This window comes from Acinetobacter sp. YH12097, assembly GCF_013419225.1.
GTDB lineage: Bacteria > Pseudomonadota > Gammaproteobacteria > Pseudomonadales > Moraxellaceae > Acinetobacter > Acinetobacter amyesii.
Genome location: NZ_VPAN01000051.1, coordinates 1 through 17952, shown reverse-complemented (window position 1 = coordinate 17952; position 17952 = coordinate 1). Strand labels below are relative to the sequence as shown.

The following is a 17952-nucleotide window of genomic DNA, read 5'->3' as shown; positions in this document are numbered from 1 at the left end:
TCTGCACTAAAAACAATGCTCAAGTATAAATGCGAGAACGCAGGCGTATTGTTTGAAGAAGTCCAAGAAGCCTATACCACCCAAATCTGTTCGTGCTGCGGTGAGATCACCTCAAGTAGTCCAAAAGATACCGTCTTGGCTGTCAACCTAATTTAGTAATTATTTACCTTATATTTGATAAGCAGTTTGATGTTTTAATACACCATAGCATAGGTGTACTAACTTACGCATTGCAGCACCAACAATCAGCATTTTAGGCTTTCCTTTTTCACGTAGTCGCTGATACAGTGCCTTAATATGGGGATTATATTGAAGTGCAACTATAGATGGCATAAATAGGCTAGAGCGTATTTTACTATCACCTGCTTTTGATAAACGACTTCGTTTATTGACCGAACTGCCAGATTGGAAATGTATAGGAACTAGACCAACATAAGCTGCGACCTGACTTGCTTTTTCAAAGTGATGAGAGCGTAATAACCCTAGCATGAGCAATCCAGTTTTCCTTCCTACTGCTGGAATAGTAGTTAGTAAAGCAAGATCATTTTTTAGCTCTGAATCACCATTTACATGACTAGAGATCATTTCATCCAATCTAATAATCTCTTGTTCAAGTTGTTGAATACGAATATTAATTGAGAGTAATACTTGTGGAAATGTTTGAGTAGATTGAGCCTTTTCTAAACGATTCTTTTCACGTTGCAAGTCTTCTTCAAGAACTGCATATCTATTTATTAAAGCTTTTAATATTCTTACATTTTCTTTCTCAGGTTGCCATGTTGCTAACTTAACAGTATTTGCATAATAGACGAGAGCTTCGCTATCTGCTTTATCTGTTTTATTTAGCATTGATAATCCTTTTGCAAACGCTCGAACTCTTGCAGGATTAGCGATACATATTGTTAATTCCATATCATATAAAAAATGAGCTAGATTCTCATGATATACCGATGTAGCTTCCATTACAGCCCGAGTGTCTGATAAATTAACATCTAGTTCGGTTAACCACTTTACGAGTTTAACAAAACCAGATTGTGCATTATCAAACCTTTTGGTTTTTCTCTTTCCAGTTAGACCAGAAGGAAAAATACAACAATCAATTTTGGCTTTACTGACATCAATACCCAATGTAATCATGTGTACCTCTACAATCCATATAGTGTTTTAATTACTCACTAATCACGATCTAACCTTGTGAATACAGCATCAAAGTGCTTAGTTACCGTTCAGAGTTGAAAGGAGTAATTAGGGGAAAATTGTAGACTTACTCTTTCGGACAAACTTAGAAGTTTTAGGTAGAACACAAGCTCTACAATTTTCATATAGTGATAGCTAATCACTATACAAACTAAGATACAAGGTAGGATAGATCTTGGAATAAGAGAATGGGAGTGCATGAGCTGTGGTACAGCTCATGATCGAGATATAAACTCAGCTCTAAACATTCTTGCGCTTGGGCATAAGCGTCTAGCTGTAGGAATCACCCTCTTTTAAGGGGGGGAGGATGTCAACTGCCCATGCTTGCTGCTTGGGTTGGTCATAAATGCCTGTTAAAGGCGGATGTGCGCCTGCAAAAATTGGCAGATCCCATTCTTTTAAATCGACAATTTCAGTTTCTACGGTACTGTAGTCATAGCTTTCGATTTCTGAAAGTAGCCAGTTGGCAATTTTAATTGCCGTGCGACCTTCGCGGACACTGCCGACAATAATATGAAGTTTCATCTTATTTCCCGTCTTGTTTTAAAGTCTTGCATTAAATTAATATGAATTCGGTCCGTTGCATATACAGAAAATGTATCGAGTCGATTGATAGTTATAAAAATAGTTATAAAAATAGTTATAAAAATAGTGATAAAAAAAAGCTCCCGAAGGAGCTTTCATTTGCTGAAACTTAGATCAGTTTCACGCCTTGTTGACCGGCAGGGGTCACTTTGAAAATTTCAACTTCAAAGGTGATATTTTTACCGGCTAGAGGGTGGTTGAAATCCACTTCGGTAATGTCTTCACCTACAGTTTTGATCACCCCATACAGACTTTGTTTGGCTTTATCTTCAAACTCAATCATATGGCCTTCAACAGGACGTTGCTCAAATTTGACAGTATCAAATTTTTGTACGTTTTCCGGGTTCCATGGACCAAAAGCATCTTCAGGAGGAAGGCTCACAGTACGGCGGTCACCTGCACGTAAACCGAATAAAGCTTTCTCAAAACCCGGTAATAAGCTGCCATCACCCATGACAAGGCTGACAGGTTCAGCACGGCTACGGGTATTGTCAATTTCTACGCCATTTTCAATAGCAACAGAAAAGTGAAGGTCTACTTTAGAACCTTCTTCAATACGAGTTTCCTCGTTAGGATTGATAAAATCAGTCATTTTGCGCTTCCGCACGTTGAATTCGGTGTTTTTCTAAGAAAAACGTATCGATAAGAAGCAGAATCGTGCCTAATGTAATGACACTGTCTGCAATATTAAATGCAGGAAAGTGGCTGTTGTTGTAATACACGTGAATGAAATCCACCACATAACCTAAAGATACGCGGTCAATTAAGTTGCCTATTGCGCCGCCTAAAATCAGGGCAATGGCAATTGGAAGGACTTTCACGTTTTTTGGCATACGCATGAGCCAAAATACAAAAATGACAGACACAAGTCCTGCGAGTGAAGTAAAGAAATAACGTTGCCATCCACCGGCATCGGACAAGAAACTAAAGGCAGCGCCATAGTTATGTAGTAATGTCCAGTTTAAAAAGGGCATGACAGGTACAGGATCTGCGTAGTTCAGATGTGTACTTGCAATCCATTTGGTCCATTGATCCAAAATAATGGCAACAATGGATAAGCCCACCCACACTAAATTGTGTGGGTAGAATTGAAAGAAGCCCTTTTTTTCTTGTGGATTAGGCATATTTTCTCTCTTCGCCTTGACCTGTAGGAAGGTTAATAATACAACGAGAACAAAGACCTGGATGTTCGTGATGTGTATTCACATCTGGCAGTACATGCCAGCAGCGTGCACATTTTTCACCGTCAGCAGCAGAGACTTTGACATTTAAACCGTCAAGGTCAGAGGCTTCGCCTTGTGCTGCGTCAAATTCATTAACAATCACTTGAGAGGTGATGAGGACAAAACGCAGTTCTTCACCGAATTTGTCTAAAACAGCTTTCAGTTCAGCATTGGCCCAAAGTTCAACTTTGGCAGACAAGTTTGAACCCACAGTTTTTGCAGTACGTGCAGCTTCAATAAACTTGTTTACTGCAGATTTGACGGTGATCAAGGTTTGCCATTCAGCTTCAGTCACCAGATTCGCTGTAGAGGCTACAGGAATGTCATACCACTCCGCAGTAAATACATATTTCTCAGATTGCTCTGGAATCAACGGCCAAGCTTCTTGTGCGGTAAAGCTCAAGATAGGAGACATCCAACGGACAAAGGCCTGAACCAAGTGATACAACGCCGTTTGTGCAGAATGACGCGCTGCTGAGTCTGCTTTGGTGGTGTACTGACGGTCTTTGATGATGTCGAGGTAGAAACCACCCAAGTCATTAATACAGAAGTTGGTCAATGCGCTAGTCACGATATGGAAGTTCATATCTTCATAAGCTTGTTGAATAGTTTTTTGTACTTCCGCAGCACGTTGCAAGATGTATTGATCCAGTGCGATCAATTGATCGACAGGCAAAGCATCAGTCGATGGTTTGAAGCCATTCAAGTTCGCCAACAAGAAACGCAATGTGTTACGGATACGGCGGTAACCATCTGATGCACGGCTGAAGATTTCTTTACCTGCAGTCATTTCATAACGGTAGTCTGCAGACGCAATCCAGAAACGTAGGCCATCTGCACCCATGTCTTTAATGATGTCTTGCGGCGTGATCACGTTACCGATCGACTTCGACATTTTGCGGCCTTTTTCGTCCACAACGAAGCCGTGAGTCAATAAGCCTTTGTACGGTGCGCGGTTATTAATCGCCATAGACGTTAACAATGAAGACTGGAACCAACCACGGTGTTGGTCAGAACCTTCAAGGTACAAGTCAGCAGGGTCTTGCAATTCTTCACGTTCACGAAGTACTGCAAAGTGTGTTGTTCCAGAGTCAAACCAAACGTCTAGAGTGTCACGAACCGCATTGTACTGCTCTGCATCTGCACCGATAAACTCAGATGCATCACGGTTATACCAGCCATCAATACCTTCTTGTTCAATCAGCTTCGCCACTTCTTCGATCAGCTCAGGCGTACGCGGGTGAAGTTCGTTAGTATCTTTATGCACAAAGAACGGAATCGGCACGCCCCATGTACGTTGACGTGAGATACACCAGTCTGGACGACCTTCAATCATCGATTGGATACGGTTTTTACCCCAATCCGGTACGAAGCTGATGTCATTTTCAATCGCGTTCAATGCACCTTGGCGTAAACCTTTTGCATCCATGCTGATGAACCATTGCGGTGTTGCACGGAAGATAATCGGTGTTTTATGGCGCCAGCAATGTGGATAGCTATGTTTGATCACCACATGTGCCCAAAGCTTGCCTGCTTCGGTTAAAGCAGCAATGATTTTTGGATTGGCTTTGTAGATGTGTTCGCCTGCAAAAATTGGCGCAGTTGGTAAATATACACCGTTACCGCCGACTGGATTGTCGACTTTCAGGTTGTACTGTAAGCCAACTTTATAGTCGTCCACACCATGGCCTGGCGCGGTATGTACAGCACCCGTACCACTACCATCAGTCACATGCTCACCCAAAATCACTGGTACTTGGCGTTCAGCAATTAACGGATGTTGTAGTACTAGATTTTCAAGTTTTGCACCAGCAAATTCAGCGATTACTTCAACTGTATTAAAACCATAACGTTGAGTTGCAGATTCAACCAATGATTTTGCAAGGATGAAGTTTTGCGCTGCTTTGTCTTCGCCAGTTGCTTTCACCAATTGGTATTCAAGCTCAGCGTGTAGAGCAACCGCTTGGTTGGCAGGCATGGTCCAAGGCGTAGTTGTCCAGATTACGATATCTGTAGAATCGCTAACTGTAACACCTAGGCGTGCAGATAAATCAGCTAAATCAACAACGGTAAAACCCACGTCAATCGCATCTGATTTTTTGTCTTCGTATTCCACTTCAGCTTCAGCTAAGGCAGAACCGCAATCCAAACACCAGTTGACTGGTTTAAGACCCGGCTCAATATGGCCTGCTTTGGCAATTTCACCGAGCGAACGAACGATGTCGGCTTCTTGTTTGAAGTTCATGGTGAGGTAAGGGTTGTCCCAATCACCAAATACGCCCATACGCACGAAGTCTTTCTTTTGTAATTCGACTTGGGTGTAAGCGTATTCACGGCAGGCTTTACGGAAAGTTGAAGCATCTACTTTTACGCCGACTTTACCGACTTTTTCTTCAACTTTCAGTTCGATTGGAAGACCATGACAGTCCCAACCTGGTACATACGGCGCGTCAAAACCGTCCATCACACGGCTTTTGATGATGATGTCTTTGAGGACTTTGTTTACCGCATGACCTAAGTGAATTTGGCCATTTGCGTATGGAGGGCCGTCATGAAGCACATATTTTTTCTTGCCAATACGCGATGCACGAATCTGCTGATAAATGTTGTCGGCATACCACTCTTCTAACCATTTCGCTTCACGTACTGCGAGATTTGCTTTCATCGCAAATTCAGTACCTGGGAGGTTTAGCGTGGCTTTATAATCCACTGCATTTTCAGGAGTTTGCTTATCGCTCATGCAAGTTGTCTTCCAAATTTATCAGCCCGTTGACTGACGCGTTTTACAATAAATAATCGGGGTTTAAAAGGGGAAATGAGGGTGCTGACCTCGAAACTCAAGGAGCTTTTCGACGTCGTCATCAATTCCCGCTTTCAATGCTTCAAGCGAAGGGTAGTCCTTTTCGCCATGTAAAAAGTTCAAGAACGTCACCCGCATTAACAAGCCATACAGATTAGCAGAAACATCAGGAAAATGTACTTCTAATCGCCATTCAGGATGTTCCTGTTTAATTGCGGGACGCGTACCAACATGCCCTGCACCAAACAGGGCAGAGGGTGCATAACCTGCAACCCCTAATTTGTCAGCATTTTCGTTTTTTACTTTATCTGTTAAAGATTCGGTTTCACAAATGACATCGACTGCATAAATGCCATTTAAACAAGGTTTATGACGGTTTAAACGCACATTAATGGTAGGAAAATTAATGGTGCGACCGATTTGATCGCCATACTGCACACGACCGGTGATGCTATAAGGACGACCTAAAAGTTTTGCGGCATGGGCAAGGTCGCCTGCTTGTAATGTCTGACGAACCAGTGTCGAACTGACACGTTCGCCATCAACTTCGACATTTTGCAGGGCTGTGACTTGGAAGCCGTATTGGCGTAAAAATTCGCTATTGCCTTGGCGGTTTTTGCCAAAGTGATGATCTTCGCCCAAAACTAAACTTTGTGTATTGAGTTTATTTTTTAAAATATCGGCAAATTCTTCGGCGCTGAGATTACGAAAGGCATTGTCAAATTTCGCCACCACAATATAGTCGACGCCCAGTTCAGTTAAATATTCGACTTTTTCACGTAGTGAACTGATTCGAGGCGGTGCATCATAAGCTTTAAAGAATTCAAGCGGTTGTGGCTCAAAAATCATCACAGCTGTTTTTAAGTTTTGTTGCTGTGCTATGTCTTTGAGCTGGCTGACCATCGCTTGATGACCCAAATGTACACCATCAAAATTGCCAATGGTCACGGCAGTTTTGGGGAGTTCTAAGTGGGGCGCTAAAGCATTCAGACGGAGCAGCTTCATGGGCGAATCAATTGTTGAAAATGTTTGAGGGCTATATATTGCCATAATCTTCTGCGTTCGTCTTGTTGTTGTGTTTTTACTCAAGTTTTTTTATGCAAAGATGAATTTATTATCAATAAAATAAATTATAAAAATAAATATTAATCAATTTTTCTTATTTAATGGTGTGCTTAAACTATAGACATTCCATTTTGATGAGCATCATGCGATGAAAATGCCATTTTATCAACTCCAGCATAAACAAGACTTGATTCGTCATTTCACCCCAAACTGGTTTACGGTGGTGATGGGCACAGGTGTGGTGGCCCTCATTTTACCATCTATAGCGGTGGCGCCGCAGTGGATGTGGTCCTTCGGAGCAGGGCTATGGCAGATCAGCATCGTGTTGTTCATATTGTTTAGTGGGATGTATCTCAGCCGATGGATATTGTACCCACAAGCAGATTTTCCAGCATCCAGTGATGAGTTTATTTCTTGGGGCGATCCCCATGGCACTGGCAACCCTGATCAATGGCGCATTGAAATTTGGCACCACGCTATACACAGAGTTTTTGGGCATGAGCATCATCACATGGGCTGAATATTTATGGTATGTCGATGTGTTGATGTCAATAGCGATTGCATGGTGTGTTCCATTTCTGATGTTTAGTCGTCAGCAACATGCGCTGCAAGGCATGACCGCAGTATGGTTATTGCCGATAGTGGCTTGCGAGGTGGTTGCCAGTTCAGGCGGTTTATTGTTGGCGCATTTATCTGCACAGGCCCATTCTGTCCATATTTTGCTGGGGAGTTATCTGCTTTGGGGGATCTCAGTATTTCCTGCATTTGCCATCTTAAGCATCTTGTTGCTGCGTCTGGCTTTACATCAATTGCCAAGTAAGGAAATGGCGATCAGCAGTTGGTTGGCCTTAGGACCGATTGGGACAGGGGCTTTAGCGCTGTTACTTTTGGGCGAGCAAGCCCCACGTATTTTGACAGCAGTAGACTTGGCAGATTTAGGACAGGTGTTGCTTCAAGGCGGCGTGTTCGCAGCCCTTGTTCTGCTCGGATTTGGTATATGGTGGTTTGGAATCGCTATACTCATCACGCTAAAACATTTACGAGATTTACCCTTTAATCTCGGGTGGTGGGCGATGACATTTCCATTCGGCGTTTTTAGTTTGGCGGTCATCAATTTGGCGGAACATACGCAATTAAATGCTATCCAACAGTGCGGCACCTTTTTTGCAGTTTTGCTCTGTACGCTTTGGTTATTGGTGATGCTGAAAACTATACAAGGGTTTTATCGTGGCAGCTTATTTTTTTCTCCGTGTTTAAAAGCGTATTGTGATGCTCAGAGCACATCTTAAATTATGTCGGGTGAATGTAAATCCGTTGAAGAAAAATATAGCGCGTTGGCTTTGACGGATTTCAGCAAACAAATATAGAGCTTGTGCAAGCGTGTGATGCAGTTACGTTATTTTGCTATCCAAGCAAAACATTCATGTATAAAATTTGCGCGTATTTTCAAGAGATCAACAGGTTTCGAGATATAAACTTGCTTGAAGTGTAGGAACTAGAGCAAGGCATATGGATTAAAACAAAAAAGATAAAAATAAGGATCGAATTATGTGTAATCAAACCCGTTTTTGGGATGATGCCAAAGGATTATTAGAAGAATGGTACGTCGCTTGTACCTCTAAAGAACTCAAAAAAGATCAGCCTTTTTCAGCCACCCTGTATGGTAAAAAATTTGTTCTGTTCCGACAAAAAGATGGAACAGCCGCTGCATTGCTCGATCAATGTGTGCATCGTGGTGTGCCTTTGTCTAAGGGTAAAATGACCGATGGCTGCGTGACATGTCCATATCATGGTTGGTCGTATCAGGGCGATGGGCATGTGGCGCATATTCCTAGTGTCAATGGACAATTTTTTCCAGAAAAACCGCATCCTTTTAAACAGCGTAGTTTTGATGTATGTGAGCAAGATGGGGTGGTATGGATTTATCTCGGTGAAAAGCCCAAACAGGAACGCCCAGAAATATTTAAATTACCGTTTTATGATCAAGCCGGCTGGGTCAGCTATTACATGGTCGGCAGTTATGATGGTGAGATGGGCGCTGTTGCACAAAATATTATGGATGTGACCCATACTATATTTGTCCATGAAGGCTGGTTTCGTTCAGAGTCCGGAAAAGCCGTAGATGCCACCATAGATGTCGGGCCGCGCAAAGTAGTCGTTGACTATCATGACCATGATGCAGATATCGGCATGATGCCATGGCTGACCAATCCGCATGGTGCTGAACAGGTTCACCGCGACAGTTTTATCGCACCGAATATTACCTTGGTGGAATACCATTGGGGAGAGCCGTCGGGTATGGTGTTTAATAGTCTGATTAGTCCTGTGGGGCCGTATGAGTCACGGGTTTATACCTGTGTTAGTTATAAATTTCCCATTCCAAAATTGTTGTCTAAGGCATTGATGCCGGCTGTGAATGCCTATACTTGGGTGGTCAACAAACAAGACATTAAAATTTTGTCAGCGCGAAGAGCTGGGATCGAGCATATGCCAATGACCCATTCGCATAGTGTACGAGGGGATATGGCGCATATTGCCTTAGAGAAGATTTTAGATGCCTTACGTCATGACCAACAATTGGCACCATCTTTTATTGGCAAGCGGCCGATGCAATTTCAAATTTGATAGCATTCAAATCTGCGTGAGGAATTTATTTTCTGAGCAATGTGATTTTTGAAGCTGATTTTTTCTGCGCACGTGCAAATGTATGCTATATGAAGGCATCAATTTGAGGAGACCGCTATGCGTCAGCAAATCGCTTTAATTATGGCCCTGCCGAGTGAATCTAAAGGCTTGTTTGAAGCCGCAGGCATTGAAGTACATTACAGTGGTATTGGTAAAGTCAATGCCGCATTTAAAGCCTTTGATGTGATTCAAAAAACCGGATGTCATACTTTGCTGAATTTGGGCACTGCGGGAAGTTCACATTTTGATGCACATGCTTTGGTTGAAGTAGCTCAATTTGTACAACGGGATATGGATGTATCGCCTTTGGGTTTTGATGTGGGGGTGACGCCGATGGATACCGATCATCCTGCTGAAATTCAGCCAGAGAGCATGTTTAGCCATTTGCCTAAAGGAATTTGTGGTACAGGCGACAGCTTTGAAACTGGGCTGCCGAAAGTACCGTGTAATCTTGTCGATATGGAAGGCTACGCAATCGCTAAAGTATGTAAAAAACTGGGTGTTCGCTTTGTATCGGTAAAATATATTACCGATGGTGCGAATGACACAGCGCATCTGGATTGGGAAGAAAATTTATTATTCGGCGCAAAGAAATTATTGAAATTATATCAAACAGTCAAATAAGGCATTTAGCTAATTTCGGTCGGCGACCATAGAATGCTATGGTCGTATGCCAATTCGACCCAATTCAATTTACTTTTCTGGGCGTGGAATTACACCGTAAAGCATCATATGAACGGTATGTTGAATAATCCGTTGTTGCATACTGCGATTACGTAAGGTTTTTCCAGTGACCATTTCCATTTGGGTTGCAAAGTCAGCATAGTTTTGCGTAATTGCCCAAATGTTCAGAATTAAAAGTTCTGGATCAATATCTTTTGAAATTTTACCTTGCTCTTGCCAGTTGCTAATGACTTTGGCTTTGCGTTTCACTAATTTTTTTAGTGGGCCTTTTAAAATTTCAAGAATGTGTGGTGCGCCCTGAATGACTTCAAGTGCGAACAAACGTGAGGCTTTCGGTTGGGTACGAGATACTTCAATTTTCTGCAATAGATAATTGGTGATCGCTTCTTCAGGCTCAAGGTCTGCTTCCAACATTTGTAGCGGAGCAAGCCACTTTTGTAGAACCGTTGTCAGAACTTCAACATAAAGCGCTTCTTTATTTTCATAGTAATAGAAAATATTCGATTTATGCATTTCTGCAATCTGTGCGATCTCATCCAAGCTGGCGCCATTGAAGCCATACAGGGAAAAGACATCCAGTGCTGCATTAAGCAACTGGTGGCGTTTCTGGGTACTCTTTTTTTGTTCCATTAGCTCTTTTAAGAAAATGAAAAGGGAATATTGAATTGTACGGCAAATCAACAGATTTGTGCACAATCATCGTTTTTAATTTTATGAATTTTGGCAGTTTATTCTGTTCAACGGTCAAATAAATACGACGAATGCCATAATATTTCAAATAATCATTTTAGGGTGAAATTTAAATAAATCATTATTTTTAGTCATGGATTTATATGATTTATCGTAATTTTTGTGATGTATTTGTCAACAGGCAATAAATCTCCCCTCAATGCTAAACATGGTTTTGTTGCGATATTGTTCTTGAATAGGACAGGAAGTCACACGGTTTAAGTGATGATTTCCTGCACAAGTACAGCTTAAGTGGCCAAGACTGCTTGTAAGACTTGTTGTTCAAGTTCAGTAAATTCAATGCCTTTTTTTCGTGGGCGGGCCAAATCGACACGAAATTCTTGGGCAATATGGCCTTTATCCAGCAAGATAATTCGGTCTGCTAACTGCACGGCTTCACTTACATCATGCGTGACCAAAATCGCGGTAAAACCTTGTTCAGTCCAAAGTTTTTCAATCAAATTCTGCATATCTAAACGTGTTAAGGCATCGAGCGCACCCAGTGGTTCATCTAGCAGCAAAATGCGTGGTTTATGTGACAAAGCACGTGCCAGTGCAGTACGTTGACGTTGCCCCCCTGACAGCTGTGTTGGCCAAAGCCCCGCTTTGTCTTTTAAACCGACTTTTTCGAGGAGTGCTGTAGCATTGGCGTGTTGGTCTTTGCTTAAACCAAGTTGTACATTTTTCTCAATGCTACGCCAAGGCAGGAGGCGAGGGTCTTGGAACATCACACGAATATCATCACTGGTGATGCCTTCACGAATATGACGTGCAGACTTAAATTTAATTTCGCCATAACTCGGTTTTTCTAAGTCGGCGATGAGGCGAAGCAGGGTACTTTTACCACAGCCACTACGACCGATAATTGCCAAGAATTCACCGGGTTGAATATGCAGGTCTAGGTCTTCAAGGACTTTAACATCGCCATAAAATTTGTGTAGTTGTTCAATCAGGATCTCTGCGCCCAACACCGCATGGGGGGTGATATCCTCGACTGAAGAACGCTGAGGTTGGGTTGAGTTGTCTGCATGACGGCTTATGCTTAAATCGGTCATCACATGCTCCTTATTTTTGGTAACCCGAGTGCCAACGGAGTAAATATTTTTCTAAGGCAACAGCCAGTACATCGGCCAATTTACCGAGTAGGGCATACAATAAAATCCCGACCAAGACGATGTCGGTTTGTAGAAATTCGCGCGCATTCATGGTCATATAACCGATGCCGGCTTGTGCTGAAATGGTTTCTGCCACAATCAACAAAACCCAAACGAGACCGAGTGAAAAACGCAGACCAACCAAAATAGACGGCATCGCCCCTGGCAGAATAATTTCTTTATACAGTTGCCAGCCACTCAAACCATAGCTTTTGCCCATTTCAATCAGTTGAGGGTCTACAGAACGAATGCCATGATAGGTGTTGATATAAATGGGAAAGAATACGCCAATAGCGACTAAAAATAGCTTGGCCGATTCATCGATCCCAAACCATAAAATCACCAAGGGAATCAGGGCAAGAGCAGGAATGTTGCGGATCATTTGCAGCGTGGTATCGAGTAACGTCGATGCTGTTTTGGATGAACCATTCAGCAGACCTAAAAAAAGACCTAAACCACCGCCGACTAGAAGTCCAACCAAAGCACGACCTGCACTGATTTGAACATGCTTCCACAGTTCACCACTGATCAGTAAGTTCCAAAAGGCCACCACCACCGCACTTGGCGCAGGCAAAATACGACTTTCTAACAGCCCTGTAACAGAGGCAATTTGCCACACAATAATTAATGCAATAGGAAACAACCAAGGCAGCAAACGCTGCCCGAGTTGTGTTCCACGTGAAACCTTCGGTGCTTTGAAGGTTTCAACAGAAACAGTTTTGGACATTAGGCCGGCTCCTGAATCTTTTCAGCTTTTTTATTTTCATCTGGTGTGTAATTGTTCGCGACAATCTCACCAAATGGGCCGGTTAAGTTAGGTTGAACCAATTTCTGACGTGTTTCCAATGGCAGTAGTGGGAACACCAATTCTGCAAAACGGATAGACTCTTCAAGGTGTGGGTAACCAGAGAAAATGAAGGTGCTAATTCCTAGATCGGCATATTCTTGGATACGTGCGGCGACAGTTTCAGGATCACCAACGAGTGCCGTACCTGCACCACCACGAACCAGGCCAACACCCGCCCATAAGTTTGGCGATACTTCTAATTTGCTACGGTCGCCGTTGTGCAGTTCAGCCATACGGCGTTGACCAACAGAGTCCATGGTTTTGAACTTGGCTTGCGCAGCTGCAATGGTGTCATCGTCGACATATTGGATCAGCTCTTCAGCTGCTTTCCATGCCTCTTCATTGGTTTCGCGCACAATGACATGTAAACGAATGCCATAATTCAGTTCACGTCCTTTGGCTTTGGCTTTTTCACGCACCACTGCAATTTTTTCTTTTACCGCAGCAGGTGGCTCACCCCAAGTCAAATAGGTGTCAACTTGATCCGTTGCCAGTTCAACAGCTGCCTCTGAAGAACCGCCAAACCATAGTGGTGGATACGGTTTTTGTACCGGTGGATAAAGTAATTTTGCGTCGTCCACACTCAGGCGTTCGCCATGGAAGGTATAGCTTTCACCAGTATGTGAACGGGTTAAAATTTCACGCCAAATCGTGGTGTATTCCGCGGCAGTTTGGTAACGCGTCGCATGATCTTCATAGACACCATCACCCTTGAGTTCTTGCTCATCACCGCCTGTGACTAAGTTTAGTAAGATACGACCGCCAGATAAACGGTCAAATGTTGCTGCCATACGTGCAGTCAGTGCAGGCGTTGTCACCCCCGGACGTAGAGCGACTAGAAATTTTAGATTTTTAGTGGCATCAATCAAGCTTGCAGCTGTAAGCCATGGATCTTCACATGAACGACCTGTCGGAATCAGAACGCCTTCATAGCCAAGATTATCCACCGCTACTGCAATTTGCTTCATGTAGGCATGATCGACTTGGCGTGCACCTTTACTTGTTCCTAAGTAGCGACTGTCACCGTGGGTAGGGATAAACCAGAAAATTTTCATGTTCAGTTCCTTGTATTTTTGATGGCTCGGGTATCAATGTGATGAAGGTATCCAAACTTGCTTTTGGACTTGAATGTTGTTTGGAATCAGTTGGACTTGTTTAAATAAGTCCGCAATATTTTGCTGTGCTTGTATGACCTCGGGTGTCAGCGAGCGCACAGGAGATGGTTTGGATCGGCGTGAAAAGGCTTGCGCAGCAATATTCTTTTGCAGCCCAGTGCTGTTTTGATAAATCTCTAAAGCCACATTTTGGTTCTTCACAATCCACTGATCGGAAGCGTCTAGGGCCTTTAAAAATTTAGCTGGGGCATCAGGGTGTGCTTGAACGACTTTTGGATTTGCCACATAAAATGAATAGGTCTTTGGAAAATCACCAGATTGAATCAGCACTTTAGCTTGAGCATCCAACTCCGCTGCAGATAAAAACGGGTCCCAAATGGCCCATGCATCAATTGATTTTTTATCAAATGCGGCTCGTGCATCTGCTGGTGGAATCCAAATTGGTTGGATGTCGATCCACGTCAAACCGGCTTTTTCTAAAGTCTTGGCTAATAACTCATGCGCACTCGAGCCTTTTTGTACAGCAACGCGTTTACCACGTAATTCTTGAATGGTTTTGATTGAGCTGTCCGCTGGAATCACGACAGCAAGCGACTGTTCAGGCACCACTTCATAGCCAATATAATTCAGGTCTTTATTGGCAGCTTGGGCAAAAATAGGCGGGGTGTTGCCGACATAGCCATAATCCACCGCACCGACCGCAAGGGCTTCTAACATTTGTGGGCCAGCAGGGAATTCCTTCCATTCAATCTGAGCGCCAGGAAATTGTTGTTCAAAGAGCTTTTGTTCACGGGCAACCAGTAAATTTAAGGCTGATTTTTGGAAACCGATAACCAAGGTTTTTACGGCTGTTTCAGCTGGTTTTTCACCATCCTGCTGTGCTGTTTCTTGTTTTTGGCAGGCACTGAGTCCAAGGGCCAAAGTGGCTAAAGTCAGTATGGAAAATGTTCTTAGAATACGCATGGCATCGCCCTTATGCTGTAGTCGACTTATTTGATAATGGCCGACTCAATATTTAATTTATTTGGAATTAATTTTTCGTTATAAAACGCATCAGCGACTTGCTGCTGCTCTTGCGCCACTTGTGCAGTAATCGGCGTCACTTGATTGCCTAAGCGAGAAATTGATGTTTTAAGTACATCTAGACCTAAGCCGGTTTTGCCTTCGAGTAACTTGGCCGCTTCATCTTGATTTTTTGAGACCCATTGCGTGGTCAAATTCAACTCATTCACCACAGCTTGCAGGACTTTTGGATTTTCCTGAGCAAATTTGCGATCGGCCAAATAGAACTGGTAGTTCTTCACCAAGTTTTCGCCATTGGCAATGGTGCGAGCATTAAGTTGATGCTCAGCGGCAGAAAGGAACGGGTCCCAAATTACCCATGCATCGACTGCACCTTTTTCAAAGGCAGCTCGTGCATCGGCAGGCGGTAAATACACGACATTGATGTCGCTAAATTTAAGCTGATTGGCTTCCAACAACTTGAGCAACAGGTAATGCACGTTTGAGCCTTTGTTTAAGGCCACACGTTTACCTTTTAAGTCCTGAATACTGTGAATAGCCGAATCTTTTTGCACAATTAAAGCTTCAGCTTTTGGAACTGCAGGTTGGTTGGCAATGTAAACCAAATCGGTTTGAGCGGCTTGAGCAAAGATAGGCGGTGCTTCACCGACTTCACCAAATGACACGCTGCCCACATTGAGGCCTTCAAGCAGCTGTGGACCCGCAGGAAATTCCACCCATTTGATATTTACACCTTGGCTTTTTAAGGCTGTTTCTAAGGTTCCGCGTTCTTTTAAAATTGGCAATAAGCCATATTTTTGGAAGCCGATATTTAAGGTGACATTTTCATCAGCCTCTTTTTTGCCACAGCCCGACATCATCATGGCACCCACAACCGCTGTAGACAGTACAAGTGTTTTTGTCCAAAGTTTTACTTTGTGAGTACGCATGTGTTGCTCCTATAAAGGTCTAAATGTGCAGAACTGTTGATTTATGAACACATAAGCTAAAGAGTTTTCTTTTTCGAAAAAAATAAGAAAACTTAAATTTAAAATCAGGAAAAAAGATAAATAAAAATCAGCAAAACTTATGAGAAATTATGATTTTAGAAAAACATATAATGTGTCGAAGTATTATTTTAAGTTATTGAAATTATTTTATTTATTTGGGTTATTTAAATGGTAGATATGGTTATTCTATGGCTTGCAAAGTGATTTGAGGGGATAGCCAAGGGATTCGGCATAACCTTATGCAAAATAATGCTATTCAGCGCATAAAAAAAGCCACTTTAAAGTGACTTTTTACAAACCAATGAGTTTCTTTGGTAGTTGTATAAGGCCTGACGGGCATTCGGTAAGTCATCGACACTGACTTGTTCAAAACCTTGTTCAAGGAACCAATGCGCTGTCCGTGTGGTCAAAATAAACAATTGTTCAATACCTAAATCTCGCGCTTTTTCTTCTAAATAATGCAAAATTTGGCTGCCACGATTCGATTTTCGATAACCTGGATGCACAGCCACACATGCGATTTCAGCAGAGCGTTTTTCATTCCCTGTGACAGGAATCGGGTATAACGCAGCGCAAGCCAAAATCGTACCGTCACGTTCAATCACTGCAAATTGTCCAATTTCATTTTCCAGACGTTCGCGTGAGCGATAAACCAAGATGCCTTCTTGTTCGAGAGGGCGTAAGAGATTGATTAAGCCGCCAACATCTTGAATATCGGCAGTACGCACTTCTTCATAATGCGCATCGGTGATCATGGTGCCAGAACCGTCACGTGTGAACAATTCTTCGATCAATGCGCCATCATAGGCATATGAAATAAGATGAACACGGTGTACGCCTTGTAACGAGGCATCTTTAGCAACGCTTAAATGCAGGGCAATATCGGGATTAGAATCTTGATATTGCAAAATATGCTGATCAAGTTGATGAGGTGTAATTTCGCGTTGTAGCTGCCCATGTTCATTGTGCAAACCGTGTTGTTTGCCCAAGAAAATTAACTTATCCGCTTTTAAACTGATCGCGGTTTTGGTCGCAACTTCTTCAGCCAATAAATTAAACACTTCACCTGTAGTGGAATAACCTGTCGGCCCAAGCACCACAATATTTTGGCTATCTAAATGACGTTGAATTGCATCGATATCGACGGAACGAACTTCACCAGACAGTTGAAAATCGATACCGTCACGAATGCCATACGGTTTTGCCGTGACTAAATTACCTGAGACCACATCAATACGCGCGCCGTACATCGGTGAGTTGGCTAAACCCATAGATAGGAGGGCTTCAATTTGCAGACGAATGGAGCCAACAGCATTCATCACTGCAGGTAAGGATTCGCGAGTGGTAATGCGACGATGATGATGAAATGGTGTCTGGATGCCGCTGCTTTGTAAATTATGATTGATTTGCGGACGAGCACCATGCACCAAAATTAGACGAATACCAAGTGAGTGTAATAAGGCAATATCATGAATAATGTGTTGAAAATTTTCATGTTGCAGCGCTTCACCATCAAACATGATGACAAAGGTTTTGTTGCGATGCGCATTAATATAGGGTGCAGAATGACGGAACCAATGCACATACTGTAAGGTTGTGCTGGAAGATGGTTCAGTGATATTCGTTTGCATGCCTATGCCTGTTTATTCGCTTTGGTATGGATGATTCTAAACAAAAACATATGACAGCGGAAAGCAAATTTGACATCCTCACCCCCTTAAACGAGGGTGATTCCTACAGCTAGACGCTTATGCCCAAGCGCAAGAATGTTTAGAGCTGAGTTTATATCTCGATCATGAGCTGTACCACAGCTCATGCACTCCCATTCTCTTATTCCAAGATCTGTCTTACCTTTT

General features: G+C 42.8%; 15 protein-coding genes and 4 pseudogenes. 5 read left to right on the top strand and 14 right to left on the bottom strand.

Annotated features, from left to right (window positions below; translation table 11 throughout):
- Positions 1 to 126 (top strand): annotated as a pseudogene (locus FTU37_RS15025) (zinc ribbon domain-containing protein); the annotation flags it as partial.
- Positions 127 to 168: 42 nt separating this feature from the next.
- On the opposite strand, the gene FTU37_RS15020 reads toward FTU37_RS15025, so the two are convergent.
- Positions 169 to 1137, bottom strand: a complete 969-nt coding sequence (locus FTU37_RS15020) for an IS110 family transposase (protein ID WP_180059010.1) — start codon at positions 1135 to 1137, stop codon at positions 169 to 171.
- 219 nt (positions 1138 to 1356) lie between these two features.
- Between FTU37_RS15020 and FTU37_RS15015 the strand changes: the two are divergent.
- Positions 1357 to 1494, top strand: a pseudogene (locus FTU37_RS15015) (zinc ribbon domain-containing protein); the annotation flags it as partial.
- Between the two features lie 18 nt (positions 1495 to 1512).
- Here FTU37_RS15015 and FTU37_RS15010 read toward each other — a convergent pair.
- The 5 genes and pseudogenes from FTU37_RS15010 to ribF form a co-directional block, all read right to left on the bottom strand.
- Positions 1513 to 1722, bottom strand: a pseudogene (locus tag FTU37_RS15010) (NADPH-dependent FMN reductase); the annotation flags it as partial.
- A 169-nt stretch (positions 1723 to 1891) separates the two neighbouring features.
- Positions 1892 to 2374, bottom strand: coding sequence for a peptidylprolyl isomerase (locus FTU37_RS15005; RefSeq protein WP_078190656.1), 483 nt, complete (start codon positions 2372 to 2374; stop codon positions 1892 to 1894).
- Positions 2367 to 2906, bottom strand: a complete 540-nt coding sequence (lspA, locus tag FTU37_RS15000; protein ID WP_180124598.1) for a signal peptidase II — start codon at positions 2904 to 2906, stop codon at positions 2367 to 2369. The genes FTU37_RS15005 and lspA overlap by 8 nt, the downstream gene beginning before the upstream one ends.
- Complete coding sequence (ileS, locus tag FTU37_RS14995) at positions 2899 to 5745, bottom strand: isoleucine--tRNA ligase (protein ID WP_180124597.1); 2847 nt, start codon at positions 5743 to 5745, stop codon at positions 2899 to 2901. Before ileS ends, lspA begins: the two co-directional genes overlap by 8 nt.
- A gap of 63 nt (positions 5746 to 5808) precedes the next feature.
- Positions 5809 to 6810 (bottom strand): riboflavin biosynthesis protein RibF, encoded by a 1002-nt coding sequence (ribF, locus tag FTU37_RS14990; protein ID WP_168379800.1) that lies wholly within the window; start codon positions 6808 to 6810, stop codon positions 5809 to 5811.
- 208 nt (positions 6811 to 7018) lie between these two features.
- On the opposite strand from ribF, the pseudogene FTU37_RS14985 reads away from it, so the two are divergent.
- The 3 genes and pseudogenes from FTU37_RS14985 to FTU37_RS14975 all read left to right on the top strand — a co-directional run bounded on the left by FTU37_RS14985 (position 7019) and on the right by FTU37_RS14975 (position 10179).
- Positions 7019 to 8159 (top strand): annotated as a pseudogene (locus FTU37_RS14985) (TDT family transporter).
- 259 nt (positions 8160 to 8418) lie between these two features.
- Entirely contained in the window at positions 8419 to 9495 is a 1077-nt protein-coding gene (locus FTU37_RS14980; RefSeq protein ID WP_180124596.1) for an aromatic ring-hydroxylating dioxygenase subunit alpha, read from the top strand.
- A gap of 117 nt (positions 9496 to 9612) precedes the next feature.
- Positions 9613 to 10179, top strand: coding sequence for a 5'-nucleosidase (locus FTU37_RS14975; RefSeq protein WP_111886021.1), 567 nt, complete (start codon positions 9613 to 9615; stop codon positions 10177 to 10179).
- A 69-nt stretch (positions 10180 to 10248) separates the two neighbouring features.
- Here the strand turns inward: FTU37_RS14975 and FTU37_RS14970 are convergent, their stop codons facing one another.
- From FTU37_RS14970 to FTU37_RS14935, 8 genes are all read right to left on the bottom strand, one after another.
- The gene (locus tag FTU37_RS14970) at positions 10249 to 10869 is read right to left on the bottom strand and encodes a TetR/AcrR family transcriptional regulator (protein WP_078190649.1); all 621 of its coding nucleotides are present in this window, start codon (positions 10867 to 10869) and stop codon (positions 10249 to 10251) included.
- Between the two features lie 347 nt (positions 10870 to 11216).
- Entirely contained in the window at positions 11217 to 12023 is an 807-nt protein-coding gene (locus FTU37_RS14965; RefSeq protein ID WP_180124595.1) for an ABC transporter ATP-binding protein, read from the bottom strand.
- Positions 12024 to 12033: 10 nt separating this feature from the next.
- Entirely contained in the window at positions 12034 to 12849 is an 816-nt protein-coding gene (ssuC, locus tag FTU37_RS14960) for an aliphatic sulfonate ABC transporter permease SsuC (RefSeq protein WP_078190647.1), read from the bottom strand.
- Complete coding sequence (ssuD, locus tag FTU37_RS14955; protein ID WP_180124594.1) at positions 12849 to 14024, bottom strand: FMNH2-dependent alkanesulfonate monooxygenase; 1176 nt, start codon at positions 14022 to 14024, stop codon at positions 12849 to 12851. The genes ssuC and ssuD overlap by 1 nt, the downstream gene beginning before the upstream one ends.
- 33 nt (positions 14025 to 14057) lie before the next feature.
- Positions 14058 to 15047 carry an aliphatic sulfonate ABC transporter substrate-binding protein gene (locus FTU37_RS14950; protein ID WP_180124593.1) on the bottom strand — a complete coding sequence of 330 codons (990 nt, stop codon included), beginning with the start codon at positions 15045 to 15047 and terminating at the stop codon, positions 14058 to 14060.
- Between the two features lie 26 nt (positions 15048 to 15073).
- Positions 15074 to 16036: a sulfonate ABC transporter substrate-binding protein gene (locus FTU37_RS14945; protein WP_180027320.1), complete on the bottom strand. Its 963-nt coding sequence runs from the start codon at positions 16034 to 16036 to the stop codon at positions 15074 to 15076.
- Between the two features lie 338 nt (positions 16037 to 16374).
- Complete coding sequence (gene argA, locus FTU37_RS14940; protein WP_078193276.1) at positions 16375 to 17727, bottom strand: amino-acid N-acetyltransferase; 1353 nt, start codon at positions 17725 to 17727, stop codon at positions 16375 to 16377.
- 86 nt (positions 17728 to 17813) lie between these two features.
- The coding region (locus FTU37_RS14935; protein ID WP_180124592.1) for a zinc ribbon domain-containing protein at positions 17814 to 17952 on the bottom strand (139 nt) is incomplete at its 5' end.